At 69.6% G+C, this 15,767-nt stretch carries 14 protein-coding genes; 6 read left to right on the forward strand and 8 right to left on the reverse strand.

Annotation, left to right across the window (positions count from 1 at the left end):
- Positions 1-56: 56 nt before the first annotated feature.
- A complete protein-coding gene (locus ABZU74_RS03805) occupies positions 57-1,706 on the forward strand; it encodes a cellulose binding domain-containing protein (protein ID WP_355418126.1) in 1,650 nt (549 codons plus the stop codon).
- Between the two features lie 70 nt (positions 1,707-1,776).
- On the opposite strand, the gene ABZU74_RS03810 is transcribed toward ABZU74_RS03805, so the two are convergent.
- On the reverse strand, positions 1,777-2,412 hold the full coding sequence (locus tag ABZU74_RS03810) for a hypothetical protein (protein ID WP_355418129.1): 636 nt from the start codon (positions 2,410-2,412) through the stop codon (positions 1,777-1,779).
- Between ABZU74_RS03810 and ABZU74_RS03815 the strand changes: the two genes are divergently transcribed.
- From ABZU74_RS03815 to ABZU74_RS03825, 3 genes are all read left to right on the forward strand, one after another.
- On the forward strand, positions 2,384-3,838 hold the full coding sequence (locus tag ABZU74_RS03815; protein ID WP_355418132.1) for a HupE/UreJ family protein: 1,455 nt from the start codon (positions 2,384-2,386) through the stop codon (positions 3,836-3,838). The two genes, ABZU74_RS03810 and ABZU74_RS03815, sit on opposite strands and share 29 nt — an antisense overlap.
- A 144-nt stretch (positions 3,839-3,982) precedes the next feature.
- Positions 3,983-5,956 carry an FN3 domain-containing metallophosphoesterase family protein gene (locus ABZU74_RS03820; RefSeq protein WP_355418135.1) on the forward strand — a complete coding sequence of 658 codons (1,974 nt, stop codon included), beginning with the start codon at positions 3,983-3,985 and terminating at the stop codon, positions 5,954-5,956.
- Positions 5,957-6,045: 89 nt separating this feature from the next.
- Complete coding sequence (locus ABZU74_RS03825) at positions 6,046-7,125, forward strand: DUF916 domain-containing protein (protein ID WP_355418138.1); 1,080 nt, start codon at positions 6,046-6,048, stop codon at positions 7,123-7,125.
- 13 nt (positions 7,126-7,138) lie between these two features.
- On the opposite strand, the gene ABZU74_RS03830 is transcribed toward ABZU74_RS03825, so the two are convergent.
- Positions 7,139-7,834 carry a YoaK family protein gene (locus ABZU74_RS03830; protein ID WP_355418141.1) on the reverse strand — a complete coding sequence of 232 codons (696 nt, stop codon included), beginning with the start codon at positions 7,832-7,834 and terminating at the stop codon, positions 7,139-7,141.
- Between the two features lie 204 nt (positions 7,835-8,038).
- On the opposite strand from ABZU74_RS03830, the gene ABZU74_RS03835 reads away from it, so the two are divergent.
- On the forward strand, positions 8,039-9,010 hold the full coding sequence (locus ABZU74_RS03835; protein WP_355418144.1) for an NADP-dependent oxidoreductase: 972 nt from the start codon (positions 8,039-8,041) through the stop codon (positions 9,008-9,010).
- A 4-nt stretch (positions 9,011-9,014) separates the two neighbouring features.
- Here ABZU74_RS03835 and ABZU74_RS03840 read toward each other — a convergent pair whose 3' ends face one another.
- The 6 genes from ABZU74_RS03840 to ABZU74_RS03865 all read right to left on the reverse strand — a co-directional run bounded on the left by ABZU74_RS03840 (position 9,015) and on the right by ABZU74_RS03865 (position 14,448).
- Positions 9,015-9,605, reverse strand: a complete 591-nt coding sequence (locus tag ABZU74_RS03840; RefSeq protein WP_355418147.1) for an HAD-IA family hydrolase — start codon at positions 9,603-9,605, stop codon at positions 9,015-9,017.
- A gap of 17 nt (positions 9,606-9,622) precedes the next feature.
- Positions 9,623-10,879, reverse strand: a complete 1,257-nt coding sequence (locus tag ABZU74_RS03845) for a sigma-70 family RNA polymerase sigma factor (RefSeq protein WP_355418150.1) — start codon at positions 10,877-10,879, stop codon at positions 9,623-9,625.
- A gap of 2 nt (positions 10,880-10,881) precedes the next feature.
- Complete coding sequence (locus tag ABZU74_RS03850; RefSeq protein WP_355418250.1) at positions 10,882-11,229, reverse strand: YciI family protein; 348 nt, start codon at positions 11,227-11,229, stop codon at positions 10,882-10,884.
- Between the two features lie 119 nt (positions 11,230-11,348).
- On the reverse strand, positions 11,349-12,560 hold the full coding sequence (locus ABZU74_RS03855) for a low temperature requirement protein A (protein WP_355418153.1): 1,212 nt from the start codon (positions 12,558-12,560) through the stop codon (positions 11,349-11,351).
- Positions 12,561-12,651: 91 nt separating this feature from the next.
- Positions 12,652-13,710: a tryptophan--tRNA ligase gene (gene trpS / locus ABZU74_RS03860; protein ID WP_355418156.1), complete on the reverse strand. Its 1,059-nt coding sequence runs from the start codon at positions 13,708-13,710 to the stop codon at positions 12,652-12,654.
- Between the two features lie 273 nt (positions 13,711-13,983).
- Positions 13,984-14,448, reverse strand: a complete 465-nt coding sequence (locus ABZU74_RS03865; protein WP_355418159.1) for a PRC-barrel domain-containing protein — start codon at positions 14,446-14,448, stop codon at positions 13,984-13,986.
- A gap of 208 nt (positions 14,449-14,656) precedes the next feature.
- On the opposite strand from ABZU74_RS03865, the gene ABZU74_RS03870 reads away from it, so the two are divergent.
- The gene (locus ABZU74_RS03870; RefSeq protein WP_355418162.1) at positions 14,657-14,911 is read left to right on the forward strand and encodes a hypothetical protein; all 255 of its coding nucleotides are present in this window, start codon (positions 14,657-14,659) and stop codon (positions 14,909-14,911) included.
- The last annotated feature ends 856 nt before the right edge of the window (positions 14,912-15,767 follow it).

The raw sequence follows: 15,767 nt of genomic DNA on the forward strand, positions 1-15,767 counted from the left end.
GATCATCGATCGCGTTTCGTTCCTTCCTTTCCATCACCACTCGGAAGGAGAGCCCCGTGATCATCAGCTCGGGTCGCTCTACGAACCGTTCGGCGGTCATCGCGCTGGCGCTGGCAGCGCTCACGGTCGCCGGATCGGTTTCGGTAGTAACACGAACGACGCACGCTCAGGCCGCCGTAGGCCCGCTGGCCGCGGCAGTCGAGGACGAGGGCGCCGACTGCGCCGTGTCCGGTCTGCCGGACCTGGGCTCGCTGCCCACAAACGCCAAGCTCCCCGACCCCTTCACGAAGCTGAACGGGACGACCGTCACCTCCAGAACCGACTGGCGCTGCCGCCGGGCGGAGATCAAGGAGCTTGCCGAGAAGTTCGTCTTCGGCGACAAGCCAGCCAAACCCGCGACGGTCACGGGGACGGTGTCCACCAGCACCGTCACCGTCAACGTGGCACACAACGGCAGGAGCGCCAGCTTCTCGGCGCGGGTCGAGCTGCCCAGCGGCACCGGTCCCTTCCCGGCCGTCGTGGTGGTCGGCGGGTTCGGCGCCGACACGGCCACCATCAAGGCCGCCGGCGCTGCCGTGATCAGTTACGACCCACTGGCAGTTGGCCGCGAGGGCACTCCTCGCAACAACAAGCAGGGCGCGTTCTACAGCATCTACGGCTCATCCAGCAGCACCGGGCTGCTCGCCGCCTGGGGCTGGGGCGTCAGCCGGATCATCGACGTCATCGAGCAGTCCGACGGCAGGATCCTCAAGGCGGACGCGATGGGCGTCACCGGTTGCTCCCGTTACGGTAAGGGCGCCTTCGCCGTCGGGGTGTTCGACCAGCGCATCGCCCTGACCATGCCGATCGAATCGGGCAGCGCCGGCGTCCCCATCTTCCGGGGTATCCCAGGCGAGGGCGCGCAGAGCCTGAGCAGCGCGTACGGGGAACAACCCTGGCTGGGTGACGCGTTCGGCTCCTTCACCGGCAGCCCGAACCGGCTCCCGGTGGACACCCACGAGATGGTCGCCATGGTGGCACCGCGCGGACTGTTCATCATGGACAACCCGCACATCGCCAACCTCGGCCCCCGGTCGGCCAGCGTCGCGGCCCTGGGCGGCGCGGAGGTCTACAAGGCGCTCGGCGCCGGTGACAACATCACCTACTGGTCCGACGTGCAGGACGGCAGCCACTGTGCCAACCGGCCCGAGTGGCGTACCCCGTTGCAGAACAACATCCGGAAGTTCCTGCTGAAGACGGGCAACGAGCCGGGCGTGATCCGGATTTCCAGCAGGGCGCTCGGCCGGTTGGCCGACTGGCGGGACTGGCCGACGCCGGTCCTGACTGACGGCCCGACCACGCCGCCGCCGACCACGCCGCCGCCGACCACGCCGCCGCCGACCACGCCGCCGCCGACCACGCCGCCGCCGACGGGTGGTGGCTGCGCGGCGACGGTGTCGGTCAACCAGTGGACGGGCGGTTTCGTCGCCACGGTGCGGGTGACCGCCGGCACCGCGCCGGTCAACGGTTGGGCGGTCGCCATGACTCTGCCGTCGGGTGCCAGCATCACCAGCGTCTGGAGCGCCAACCGGAGCGGCAGCACCGGGACCGTTCAGTTCACCAATGTCGCCTACAACGGCTCCGTCGCAGCCGGGCAGTCGACCGAGTTCGGTTACCAGGGCACCGGCACCGGCGCCGGGATGACTCCCACCTGTTCGACCGGCTGACCGGCAGGCCCGGTGCGGAGGTCCACCGGCCTCCGCGCTGGGTCGCGCGGTTTGCGACGAAGCCCGGTCGTCAGAGCCAGACCACGATCCCGGTCAGGTCGTTGAGGACGGCGGCCACGCCCGCCCGGATGGCCGCCGCGCAACGGTCCGCGGTGAACGAGTTCGGGTCGTACGTCGAGGACATGCCGAGCCCTTCACCACGGAACGACGCGCCGTCCCAGTCGACAGCGGTGACGTTGTGGGTGGGCTCGGCCAGTTCCGCGCCGACCACGAGGAACTTCTCGTCCAGGTGGTTCGGGGTGACCAGGGCGAGCCCGTCGATGAGGTCGTTGCCCGCGCTGACGATGAGGTCCGGGCCCATCTCCATCGCCTTGGCGATGCTGGGAACGGTGTCGTGCGCATTGGCGACGACGATTTTCCTGAGGTCGACGTGCTCGTCGTCGGCCCAATCCTCGACCGCCGTCACGAGGGCCTTGGTCGGGCTGTCCGCACCGCTGGTCAGCAGGACGACCCGGTAGTCCTTCGGCGGGTGGACGCCGGCCCACGAGCCGGGTTGCGGGGTGATGGTCGCCTCCGGCGCGGGCTTCGTGGAGGGGTCGACGAACCCTGGGCCGAGAGTGCCGATGGCGCTGGGGGCCGGACGTGGCTCGGACCAGTCGTCGCTGGAGTTGCAGGCGGTGACCAGCGCGGCGGTCACGGCCAGCATGGCAACGGCCCGAAGCGGGGGGCGCAAGGTGATCGTCCTCCGGGTGGTGGCGGAAAGTGCGCGTACTTCTTCGTATTCCTATCTCAATTCCGGTCACCGGCAATCGGTGGGCCGTCGTTCGGGGACGTTGTTCTCCGGCGGTTCGTCGGTGCGCGGGTTGGTGTTCACCCACGACATGCAACGTGCACTGGCCAACCGAGGGAGTCGAATGTCAGGCCGCATCCGCCGTTCCGTTATCGTCGCCGCTGTCGGTTTCGCCGCAGCGGTGGTTCCGTTTCTGGGCGTCGAACCGGCGTCCGCGCACGGCTTCTCGTCGACTGTGTACGGGAAAATCGCAGCGGGAGACGAGGGTCACATTCGGACGGGGCTGGAGCTCGAATACGACCTCCTCGTCGTGTCCGCCGCGGATTCCGGCGACGACGACCCGCTCTTCCGGGCGGGAACCGCCGCGTTCGAGCAGGGCGACAGGGCGGCCCAGGCCGCCGTCCTGAAGAGTCACGCGTCGGCGGTTCTCGGGTACGTCTCCGACCGGTTCTCGGTGAGTTCCCGGGGTGCGGTCTGCCGGCCGTCCCAGCTGGGTGACGCGACGATCGGCGAGCGGGAGGGCGTGCCGTACGCGAACCTGCTGCTCGACTGGACCTGCCCCGAGCGGGTCGACGAGCACGTGGTGCGCAGCAGCCTCTTCCCGGATGGCGAGGGCTACGTCAGGGGCACGAAGACGATCGTCACCTACGAGATCGACGGCCGTTCGGGCAGTGCGGCGCTGGACGCCGCCAACCCGTCCTTCTCGACGGCGCAGGCCTGGTACGAGCGGTTCGGCGAGTTCTTCGTCCTGGGCGCCGAGCATCTGTTGAGCGGGATCGACCACATCCTGTTCCTGCTGGCGCTCATCGCCGGGTCGCGGCGGCTCCGGGAGATCGTGCTCGCGGCCACCAGCTTCACCCTGGCGCACTCGGTGACGTTCATGCTCGCCGCGCTCGGCCTGGTGGAGGTGCCGGGGGTGATCGTGGAGCCGATCATCGCCTTGTCGATCGCCGTGGTCGCCGGCTGGCACCTGTGGGGGATCTGGCGGCGTGGTGAGCACGCGGCCGAGTTGGAGACCACCGGGCGTGGTCACTTCAGCCTGGATCGGGCTGGCTGGATCCGCCTCGGTGTGGTGTTCTGCTTCGGCCTCGTGCACGGCCTTGGCTTCGCGGGCGCGCTGGGCATCGACGAGGCGTGGTCGTGGACCCTGCTGTGGTCGCTACTGGTGTTCAACGTCGGCATCGAGGTCGTTCAGTTGACGATTATCGCTGTCGTCTTCCCGCTGCTGTTCGTGCTGCGCCTTCGTGCGCCGAAAGCCGGCCTCTGGGTGACGGGAGCTGTTTCTGCAGCCGTGTCCATTATGGGGTTGATCTGGTTTGTGCAGCGTGTTTCTGGATCATGAGCAGGGCTAAGTAGTTCGTGAAGTGCAGTCTTTCGCAAGATCACGTTCACGGTTGGTTCATCGGGCGGCGAAAGCGTGGATTTGCTTCCCCAGCGTCGGGTGAAGGCACAATCCATTTCTCTATTCGAAAAGGGAACAATGTCGATGACATTGAGCACCTCGACACGGGCCTCAGCGCTCGTGCGGCGGCGCCTGGTCGCCGGGGTCGCAGCCGGCTTCCTGGGAATGGGCGCGGCCCTCGGTAGTGGCCTGATGGCCACCGCGAGCGCGGCCGAGTCCACCACGATCACCGGTGTGGTCCTCGGCGTCGGCGCCAACGAGACCCAGCGCATCGTGAGCTGGTACTCCTCGGCCGACACCGCGCAGAAGATCCAGCTCGCCCCGACCGCCGAGCTCGTCAACGGCGAGTTCCCGGCCGGCGCCGTCAGCTTCGACGCCGTCGGTGCGGCGAACACCTCCACCACCGGCTTCAACCGGCACGCCACGATCAGCAACCTGCGCGAGAAGACGGCGTACTCGTACCGGGTCGGCACCGAGGGCAGCTGGTCCCCGGCGTACGCCTTCAAGACGCAGGACTTCGAGGGCGACTACGACTTCCTGTTCTTCGGCGACCCGCAGATCGGCTCCTCCGGTGACCGGCTGAAGGACCAGGCCGGCTGGGAGGACACCCTGAAGGTCGCCACCGCGGCCAACCCGAACGCCGAGCTGCTGGTGTCCGCCGGCGACCACGTCGAGAGCGCCAACGACGAGGGTCAGTGGACCTCGTTCCTGGCCCCCGAGCAGCTGCGTCAGATCCCCCTGGTCGCCACCATCGGTAACCACGACGTCGGCGGCAAGTCCTACGAGCAGCACCACTTCACCCCGAACACCGACCGCTCGTCCCAGTACTACAACGGGGACCAGGCGACCCGGTCCGGCGGCGACTACTGGTTCATCCACAAGGATGTGCTGTTCATCGACCTGAACAGCAACAGCTACGTCAACCCGGCGGACGGCTCCGCCGGCGGCGACGCGGCGCACGTCGCGTACGTCACCGACGTCATCAACAAGCACGGCTCCGAGGCCAAGTGGAAGGTGCTGGTCTACCACCACTCCATCTACTCGCCGGCCAGCCACGCGACCGACACGGACAACAAGCAGCGGCGGGAAGACTTCACCACCGCGTTCTCCAACCTCGGCGTCGACATGGTCCTGCAGGGTCACGACCACAGCTACTCCCGCAGCTACTCCATCAAGAACGGCCAGAAGGAGAACCCGGCCGAGCAGCCGGGTGCTGCCGACGTGTTCCCCGGCCCGGGCGGCGTCATCTACGTGACGGCCAACTCGGCCTCCGGCTCGAAGTACTACGACATCAAGAAGCCGGACAACACCGGCACCGGCATCCGCGGCAACGGCCCGGACCCGCTGGACCCGAACAAGTACTGGTACAACTCCGTGCAGAACCAGGAGCACGTCCGCAGCTACGTCAAGGTGCAGGTTCGCGGCGACAAGCTGGTTCTCGCGAACGTCCGCAGCGGCACCTGCGCGGCGCCGAACGCGGCCGTCGAGAAGGGCCTCTCCTGCGTCAACACCCCGGACGGCCAGCCGGTCGGCTCGATCGTCGACAACGTGACGGTGCACCCGTTCCACGGTGACGGTCAGGCCATCCAGGTGAACGTGCCGAACCCGGCTCCGGGCGAGTTCGGCTGGACAATCGACGGCTACAACGGTCTGGTCGACCTGGGTACCGCGCAGGAGCGCGACGGCACCTACTTCCAGGCCAACGGCAAGATCAACCCGATCCTCGTGTCGGACAGCCGCCGCTCGCTCGCCCCGTGGTCGATCTCGGCCAACGTGGGCGACTTCCAGGACGCCGACAAGAAGTTCTCCGGCTCCTACCTCGGTTGGAACCCGTACGTGCTCGACGCCGGCGCGGGCGCCGAGGCCGGTGCCCCGGTCCTGTCGTCCTTCGACGACCAGGGCAAGGGTCTCTCGGTCTCCAGCGGGCTCGCCGCGGCCGCGCAGGGTCACCCGCGTGGCGGCGCCAAGCTCGGCGCTGACCTGGACCTGAAGATCCCGGACAGCATCGCGAAGGGTAGCTACCGCACCACCCTCACGATCACCGCACTGAGCAGCTGACCGAACAGATCCATGCGGCGGGGTAGGCACCTTCGGGGCCTACCCCGCTACCGGTTCACCCACTACCAAGATCACCACAAGGACTTGAGATGCAACCGTCCGTAACTCGCTGGAAGACCACGACCTCCGCACGCCTCCGTACGACCGCACTGTCCCTGCTCGCCGTCGTCGCGGCCGTCGGTGTCGGTGCCGGTCCCGCCCTGGCCGCGGACGGTAACGTCGCCTGGACGGTCCGGACGGCCTCCAACAGCTACGGCGAGGCCCGGTCCAGTTACAGCTACAACGTCAACCCGGGCGGTGCCGTGGAGGACGCCATGGTCGTGGCCAACCGCGGCCCGGCGCCGCTGACCCTCTCCGTGTACGCGGCCGACGGCTTCACCACCGACGCCGGCCAGCTCGACCTGCTCACCAAGGGCACGAAGTCCGTCGCGATCGGCGCCTGGGTGAAGCCGAACGCCGGCAGCGTCGTGATCCAGCCCGGAAAGACCGCGCAGGTTCCCTTCAAGGTCAGCGTTCCGGAGAACGCCACGCCCGGTGACTACGTCGGTGGCATCCTCACCACGCTGACGCAGGCCGACCAGGCTGAGGGAATCAACGTCGACCGGCGCCTCGGCATCCGGATCAAGTTGCGGGTGGGCGGCGAGCTGAAGCCGAACCTCGCGATCGAGAACCTCCACGTCAGGTACGCCGGACCGACAAACCCGTTCAGCAAGGGTGACGCCACCATCACCTACCGGGTCCACAACGTCGGCAACGCGGCAGTGTCCGGTAAGCAGGCGGTGACGGTTTCGGGCCCCTTCGGCCTGCTGAAGGTGCAGGCCGAGGACATCGCGGCGCCGCCGGAGCTTCTTCCGGGTGAGAGCTGGAACGTGACGGTGCCCGTACACGGGGTGGCTCCCGCCATCTCGCTGGCCGCTACCGCGACCCTGACGCCGCTGCTCACCGACGCCTCGGGCTCCACCACCTCGCTCAAGCCGGTCCAGGTCACCGCACACGGCTGGGCCCTGCCCTGGATGCTGGTGCTGGTGCTCGTCGTGCTGATCGCCGTGCTGGTCGGGGCGTACCTGTACCGGCGCCGCAACCAGGCACAGCGCAAGGCGCGCGAGGACGCCCGCGTACGCGATGCCGTCGAGCAGGCGCTTCGTGGCCCGGAGCCGCAGACCTCCTGATCGCCGCTCCAGATCAACTCCGCAGGCTTCGGCCGGCGGCGGTTCTCGCCCGCTGGGTCAGGCTGATCGCGAACGCGATCACGGCGACCACCAGCACCGCCGCCGGCACGGAGGCCCAGGTCGGGGCGGTACGCAGCACCACCGCGCCGAGCACGGCGCCGACCACCAGCCCCGCCAGCCGGCCGACGCCACCCACGTCGGCGAACCGGTGCGGGTCGACGACACGACGCCGGACCAGTTCGGTGAGCGAACCGGTCAGGTAGGTGGTCGACGCACCCCGCACGCCGGCAGCCACGGTGATCACGCTCTGGATCCCGCTCGACACGGCCGCCATCGCCAGCAGCACGAGCCCGAAGCCGTACCCCGGACGTGCCGAGCAGGCCAACCAGCCGACGGTGAAGCCGAGCAGCAGCACCGCCTCGGCCGACGCCACCAGCGCGGTACGGCGATTCCAACCCGGCGGGGTGTGGCGCAACGGCACCGTGGCAGCGGCCACACCCACCGCGTACCCGCCAACCGCCACCACCGCCCCCTCGAGCGAGCGGGTGTCCGCCGTGGCGAGCGCGTGGCCGAAGTGCACCAGGTTGCCGGTGATCACGCTGGCGAAGTAGCCGTTCAGCTCGATCAGACAGATCACGTCGATGCAGCCGGAGGCCGCGGCCAGTGCCACCAGGAGCCAGGCCGTGGCCCGCGTCGACGGAGCGTGCACGATGCCCCTTCCGTCGGTCCTGCGGCCAACCTCACGCGCCCGGCGCGGTACGCGGACATTCCCGTGCCCGCCCCGGCTACGCCCGGCGGGGCCCGCCGGGCGCGGGCGTTCGTCCTTGTGGGTGAACGACGCTCAGCGCCGGGTCACGCCTGGTCCCGAGCCGGCATGCTGCGACGGTGACGCCGGCACGGAGGGGGAATCCACATGGTTGACGGGGATGTGCCAGAGCGGATGCAGGCCGCGGCCTTCGACGAGTTCGGCGGGCCGGAGGTGATCACCCTGCGGAAGTTGCCGATCCCGCAGGTCGCCGACAACGAGGTGCTGATCAAGGTCTGGAGCGCCGGCGTCGGGGTGTGGGACGCGTACGAGCGGGAGGGTGTGCTGGTGCCGGAGGGCTCCGCGCTCCCGATCGTGCCCGGCTCCGACGGCGCCGGAACCGTCATCGCGGCCGGCAGCAAGGTGACAAACGTGGGGGTGGGCGACCTGGTCTACGTCTCCGCCACCAGCCGCCCGAAGGGCGGCTTCTACGCCGAGTACGCGTCGGTCAGCGCGGAGTACGCGGCGAAGGTGCCCGACGGTGTGCCGCCGGAGCACGCAGGTGCCATGCCCACCGACGCGCTGACCGCGCTGGCCGGACTCGACACCGTCAGCCTGTCGGCCGGCGACTGGTTGCTGATCTTCGGTGCGAGCGGCGGTCAGGGCCACCTGGCCGTGCAGCTGGCAAAGCGGCAGGGGCTGAACGTGATAGCCGTGGCGTCCGGGGCGGACGGCGTCGCGCTGGTCACCCGGCTCGGCGCCGACGTGTCCCTCGAAGGCCACGGCGACATGACCGACGTGCTCGCCCGGATCCGGGACGCGGCGCCGGGCGGGGTGAACGCCATCCTGGCGATGGCCGGCGGCCCGACACTGGACCGGCTCACTGAGGCGCTGGCCGACGGCGGGGTCGTCGCGTTCGCCCACGGGGTGCGGCCGGAGCCGCAGGAACGGCCGGGCGTCACGGTTCGCGCGTACGACGGCGAATCGAGCCCTCGACAGTTGCAGCGCCTCAACGAACTCATCGAGGCGGGACCGTTCGTGGTGCACGTCGCGGAGAAGTTCCCGCTGGGCAAGGTGCGGGAAGCCCACCAGCGCCTACAGACGTCCTACGCTGGCAAACTCCTGCTGACGGTGGCCTGAGACGTCAGGGCGTGCGCTGTTGCGGCACGCGTACCGAAGCCATGCCGGCCGCCGTCGCGGCCTGGATGCCCAGGTCGGTGTCCTCGAAGACCAGGCAGGACTCCGGGGGTACGCCGAGCTGCTCCGCCGCGAGCAGGAACGCCTCCGGGTCGGGCTTGGCCCGGGTGTAGTCGTCGGCGCAGACCAGCACGTCGAACCGGTCCAGCAGGCCGAGCGCGTCCAGGGAGGCGGTGACCGACGCGCGGGTGCTGCCGGAGACGACGGCGAACGGCACCCGCCGGTGCGCGTCGTGGATGTGCGCCAGCACCTCTGGCACCGCGGCGAGTTGCGGCAGCAACTCCTGGTAGTAGCTCTCCCGGCGCTCGACGACGGCCGCCACCGGCATGGCCAGACTCTGTTGCTCGTTCAACTCGACGATGATGTCGGCGGTGGGCCGCCCACCCCAGGCGTAGAAGAGCTCCTCCGGGAATTCGCAGCCCCACTCCTCAAGGGCCCGCTGCCAGGCCAGGTAGTGCAGCGGCATCGAGTCGACGATGGTGCCGTCGCAGTCGAACAGGTACGCGGCGAACGGCCCGGGAGGCAGCGGCAGACTCACCCGGGGAAGGGTACAGCTCACTCGGTAGTGACGGCTTTCAGCTGGCTGAGCAGGTACGCGCGCTCCGGTTCGGTGCCGACCAGCGTCAACGCGCTGCGGTACGCGGCTGCGGCCTCGTCGTACCGGCCGAGCTGGCGCAGCAGCTCGGCCCGCGCCGCCGGATAGGGATGGTGGCCGCGCAGCCGCGGCTCGTCTGCCAACTCGTCGAGCAGGGCGAGCCCCGCCGCCGGCCCGTCGCGCATGGCCACCGCGGCGGCCCGGTTGAGCGCGACGATCGGCGAGGGCACCAGGCCGACCAGCACGTCGTAGAGCGCCACCACCTGCGGCCAGTCGGTGCTGGCCACGTCGGCGGCCTCGTCGTGCAGCGCGGCGATGGCGGCCTGCACGCCGTACGGGCCGGGCGCCCGGCCGGTAAGCGCGACCACCACCAGGCCGCGACCCTCCTCGATCATCGGACGGTCCCAGCGTCCGCGGTCCTGGTCGTCGAGGAGGACCATGGCGCCGTCCGGCCCGGTACGCGCGTCCCGCCGGGCGTGGACCAGCAACATCAGACCCAGCAGCCCGGCGACCTCCCGCTCGGCGGGAAGCAGCCGCCGCAGGATCCGGCCCAGCCGGATGGCCTCCTCGGCCAGGTCGATCCGTTGCAGATCGGGGCCGGAACTGGCCGCGTACCCCTCGGTGAAGACCGAGTAGACGGCCTGCAGCACAGTGGGCAGACGACCGGGCAGCTCATCGGGCCCCGGCACCCGGAACGGAATGCGGGCTTCGCGGATCTTCCGCTTGGCCCGGACGAGTCGCTGGGCCATGGTGGCGGGCGGCACCAGGAAGGCCCGCGCGACCTCGGCCGTGGTGAGGCCGGCCAGGAACCGCAGGGTGAGCGCACCGCGATCCGGCGCGGCCAGGGCCGGGTGCGCACAGGTGAAGAAGAGCGCCAGCCGGTCGTCGGGCAGGTCGCGGTCCGCGTCGGCCGGCGGCGCGTGGTCGGCCCGCTCCGCCTCCGCCTGAAGTACGGCGAGCCGCGTCGCCAGCACCCGGTCGCGACGCAGCCGGTCCACCGCTCGACGCCGGGCCGTGGTGAGCAACCAGGCGCCCGGCCGGGTCGGGACGCCGTCGGTCGGCCAGTGCGTCAACGCCGCCTCGATGGCCTCGGAGGCGACCTCCTCGGCCAGGTCGAGGTCGCCGAAGCGGCGCACGAGCGAGGCGAGCAGTCGACCGCGTTCCTCCCGGAACACGGCCTCCACCGACGACCCGACAGCTGCCTCCTCACCCGGCACGGTCAGACCTGCACGTCGATCTCGGCGATCGGACGGACCTGGACCGATCCGGGGCCGGTGGCCCCGGGACTGCGGGCCGCCCACTCCAGCGCGGCGTCGAGGTCCGGCACGTCGATGATGTCGTACCCGCCGAGCAGCTCCCGGGTCTCGGCGAAGGGCCCGTCGGTGATCGTGCGTTCGCCGTCCGGACCGACCTGCACCGAGGTGCAGGTGGTCAGGTCCTGCAAGGGATACCCGGAAACCCAGACCCCGGCATCCTTCATCTCCCGGTCGTAGCGGATCCAGTCCTCGAAGCTGCACCCGTTGCCGACGACCTCCCCGTCGACCATGGGGCTCATGAACAGCAGCATGTACTTCACTTTTCGGCTCCTCTCGGTGCGGCGTGTCGCCGTACAGCATGACGACGAACGCGGACCGCGGATATCGACACGGCACGGCAGGATTTCCTGGCCGGCCTGCTCGGCTGTGCTCACCGGAGGCGCGGTTGCGTCGAATCGGGTCGTTCGTCGCGTCGGTCCATCCGACGCTCGAACCAGGTCACCCCGATCAGGAAGGCGGTCAGCAGGGTGAGCGCCGCCAGCGGTGGCAGGGATCGGCCGATCGGCAGCACTGGCAGCGGCAGCAGCGCGGCGACGACCTGCGTCGGGTACACCGCGCGAACTGTCAGCCGACGGAAGACCAACCTGCTGAGCAGGTAGACGGCGGTGCCGCCGTAGAGCGCGGTCGCGGCCTGCCAACCCAGCCGGCCGGGATGCGCCGACTCCTCGGTCAGCTGGGTGATCACCTCCTCAATGCCGAGCGCGACGTAGATGACGCCGATGATCAGCGCGGACTGCCCGAGACCGTACGCGTCGCCGGCCACGCTGGCCCGTCGCTCACCCGGCACGTTCCGGACGGCCTCCCGGGCGGCGGACGCCAGCCGATCGAAGTAGAGCCACCACAGGCAGACCGTGCTGGTGAGGCCGAGCAGCGCGGCCAGTAGGGCAGAGCCGACCGGCGCCATCGTCCTGGGGCCTGCGCCAGCAGAGATCAGGGACTCACCCAACGCGATGATGAGCACCAGGCCGAACCGCTCGCTGAAGTGGTCCACGCTGCGCAGTTGCCACGGCCGGAAGGTGGACGCGATCCGGGCACCGCCGATGTCCAGTAGGAACGCGACCGTCCAGAGCGCCGTCTGGGCCGCACCGCCGAGCAGAGCACCGATGATCAGCGGGACCCAGCCCAGCGCCACCGGCACTGTGAAGAACCGCAGCGTCGAGCGCAGTGCCGGATTCGTCGCGCTGGCCCAGAACAGAATCACGAGCTGCACGGCCCGGCCGACCACGTAGGCCAGGGCGAGAGTCAGCGGCGCGTCGAACAGCTCCGGGCTCTGCTGCCACGCGTCGGGGAGCACCAGCGCGGCCACGAAGATCGCCGCCATCGCGACCAGGGTGACCGCGCGGACCGGGCCGACGTCCGGCCGGACCAGGTTTCCCACCCAGATGTACGGCGACCAGGAGTACAGCAGCAGGAGCAGGAGGAGGAGCCCCTGGGCCAGGGTGAGCGTGCTCGGCGACGTCGCCATGAACGTGATGACCCGGGTGAGCGCGAAGACGAAGACCAGGTCGAAGAAGATCTCGAACATCGTGGTCCGGTGCGTCACCGCCGTCGGCACCGGACGAATGTCAAGAACTTTCCTCATTCCCGCATTCTGCGCCATATCGCTCGGCGCATTCGGTCTACTCGTCCGGCGCGCCCACCCGACGTCACGTCGCCAACCGCACAACCCGGCCTCAGGTCGAAGTGTCCGTCCGGCGCCGGCTCCGCTCAGCCCGCCGCCGCACCTGCTGGTACGCGCCGGTCAGCCCCATCGCCCGGCGTACCTCGAGCACGGTTTGGCGGACCTCCTGGCGGGTCCGTTCCGTGCCCTCGACGATCAGTCGGTCGACCAGCCCCCGGTCAGCTTCGATCTCAGCCCGACGCTGCCGGATCGGCGCCAGGAAGCCCTCCAGCGCGACGATCAGCCGTTCCTTGACCTCCACGTCGCCCACTCGCCCGGCCCGGTAGCGCCGGGCCAGATCGGCGACCTCGTCACGGTCCGGATTGAAGACCTCGTGGTACGCGAACACCGGGTTGCCCTCCACCGTGCCCGGCACGTCGGCCCGCACCCGGTTCGGGTCGGTGTACATGCCGAGCACCTTGCGACGCACAGTCGCCGCGTCGTCGGAGAGCGCGATCGTGTTGCCCCGGCTCTTGCTCATCTTGGCGGCGCCGTCGGTGCCCACCAGGCTCGGTGTGTCCGCCGGGATCAACTCGGGCACCGGAAAGACAGGGCCGTACAGGTGGTTGAACCGTCGGGCGATCTCCCTGGTCACCTCGACATGCGCGGCGTTGTCCCGGCCGACCGGCACCACCTCCCCCTTGACGCAGAGGATGTCCGCGGCCTGGAGCACCGGATAACCCAGCAGCCCGTACGGCATCTCCTCCTTGCCGGCGTCGCGGGCCATGTCCTTGAGCGACGGCACCCGTTCCAGCCGGGGAACGGTCACCAGGTTCTGCAGGAGGGTGTTGAGGTCGCCGACCTCTCCGATGGCCGACTGGAGGTAGAAGGTGGCCCGGTCCGGGTCGACCCCGGCGGCGAGGATGTCGGTCACCATCTCGCGCGCGTTGCCGGAGACCTGGTCGATGTCCTCGCGACGGTTGCGAGTGGTGAGCATGTGCAGGTCGGCGATGATGAAGAAGCTCTCGTAACGCCGGTGCAGCCGTACCCGGTTGGCGATGCTGCCGACGTAGTGGCCGAGGTGCAGGCGGCCGGTGGGCCGGTCGCCGGTGAGCATTCGTGCGACGGACATGGTGGTCCCTCTCGTTGTCGGGGGTGGGTGACGCGTGGGCGCGCGCCGAGCAGGGCTGAGTCAGCCCTGTCGGTCAGCGGGATCGGCTCAGCGAGCCGTCCGCCATCGCGCGCCGGCGCGGAACCGCAGACCACCGGCACGGAGGACGTTCAGAAGTTGCTCACGGCCATCGCCGGAGCTGGGCGGGATCTCGGGCACGGCACCGAGGAAGCGGCCATCGACCAGGTCGACCGCCTCGGATGCGCAGTTGCCCGTCCGGACCACGGCCTCACATTACCTGCGGTCCGTTGCCGGTGGAGACAGGTAGCTGTCGGCGTAGTAGGTGCCGACATGTTCCCGATACTCCGGGTCGGCCGAGTTCGGGTCGAACGGTGGCGCGTCCTTGATCTCCTGCCGGGTTCGGTCGACGTGCACGACACGTTCCTGATGATCCACCCGGGCTACCGTCCCGGCCGGCAGCAGCACCTTCTGGCCGAAGATCCAGGGCCCGGTGTCCACCACCAGGTGCCCGGCGCCCGCCTCGTCGCTCGTCTCGTCGATGGTGCCGATGCGCCCGTCGCTCGCCTGCACCTGATAGCCCACCAGGTCGACAGGTGTGCCCGGGCCGGGCGCGTCCGGGCCGTCGTGGCCACCCTCCTGGCCGTTCGGCGGGGTGACCGAGGGTGTGGCCTGCGTGTAACCGCCGGCCAGGGCGGACGGGTCACGCCAGGACCAAGGATCGAAGATCGAGGATTGCACGGGGGCACCTCCAGGGGGACGGTCCTCAGCTGTCCTCCTTCGCAGTGCCCATCACGCCGATGCCGGAAACAGTCCGCGTGCGGGACGGTCCAGCTGTGGCGGTGTGGCGGTGTGGCGGTGTGGCGGTGTGGCGGTGTGGCGGTGTGGCGGTGCGCCTGCGTCCGCGCCGCCGGACCGCTGAGCAGGTGCGCTGGCATACTCGGCTGCCATGGTGCTGTCGCGAGGGTGGAGTCTCTTCCTGGTCGGAGTCGGCGTCTGGACCTGGGTGATCTGGCCGAGGTTCGCGGTGGCCATCTGGCAGGACCCGCGGTCCTGGGCGTCCGGCACGGTTGCCGAAGGCGCAGCCACCAGCTTTCTGTGGGTGCACGCGCTGTTGATCGCCGCGTCCCTGGCGATCGGCACCACCGCCGGCGTCCTCGGCGTCCAGGCCTGGCTCGCCTCCCGGCGGCGACAGAAGTCTTGAGCGCCGCACGGCGGTGGATGGTCTTGAGCGCTGTCCGGCGGTGGATATCTTGAGCGCGGTCCGGCCGCGGATGTCCTGAGCGCCGCCCGACGGCGGACGTCCTGAGTGCCGTCCGGCGTTGGATGGTCTTGAGCGCCGTCCGTCGGTGGCCGTCCTGAGCGGCCTCCGCCGCTCGTGGGGATCAGGCAGGTGGGGGCACGGTGACCGCGTGCTGCTGGCAGGGCCGACCCCACCGTCGCCGCCGAGACGGGTCTGACCTGGGAGAACCTCGCTGACGCGCGAATGTGACGCGCGCCGCTACCCGTGGATTTGACGATCAAACCCGCAGACGCGTAACTTTCTCTCTGCCAGCGCGGAACGGGGCAAACGGGACGAAGGTCCTAGAGCACCGAAACGGGATGGCAACCGGGTCAAGCAGGGGTTCGCTCCTGCGAGACGCGGTCCGGGCGGGGCTTGCCGGATCGGCCGCGAGGCGGATTTGGTGCGGCGAAGCCGACCGGGTAAGGTTCACGACCGGCAGGGAACCGGGCGAGACTGCGGGAAACCGCAGCGGCCGGTCTGCCGAATCCGACGACCTGACGCAGCGGTTCGCTGCTGCGTGAGTGCGCCGGCGCTGACCCGTACGAAGCATGACAGACCGGGACACACGGTTTGACACGGCGAAGACGGTGAGGTAACGTAGTAAAAGTGCCCGCCGCGAGAGCGGCGGGGATGCGGTACGAAATACCCCGGTTGGGGTTCCGCTGAGGTGGGGCTTCTGGTCGGTGTGTGGTTGTTCTTTGAGAACTCAACAGGGTGCTTGTAAAGCCAGTGCCAATTATGATTTATACCCCGGACTGGTCAGTTTTTGCTGGCT

This window comes from Micromonospora sp. NPDC005171 (assembly GCF_040608575.1).
Lineage (GTDB): Bacteria > Actinomycetota > Actinomycetes > Mycobacteriales > Micromonosporaceae > Micromonospora.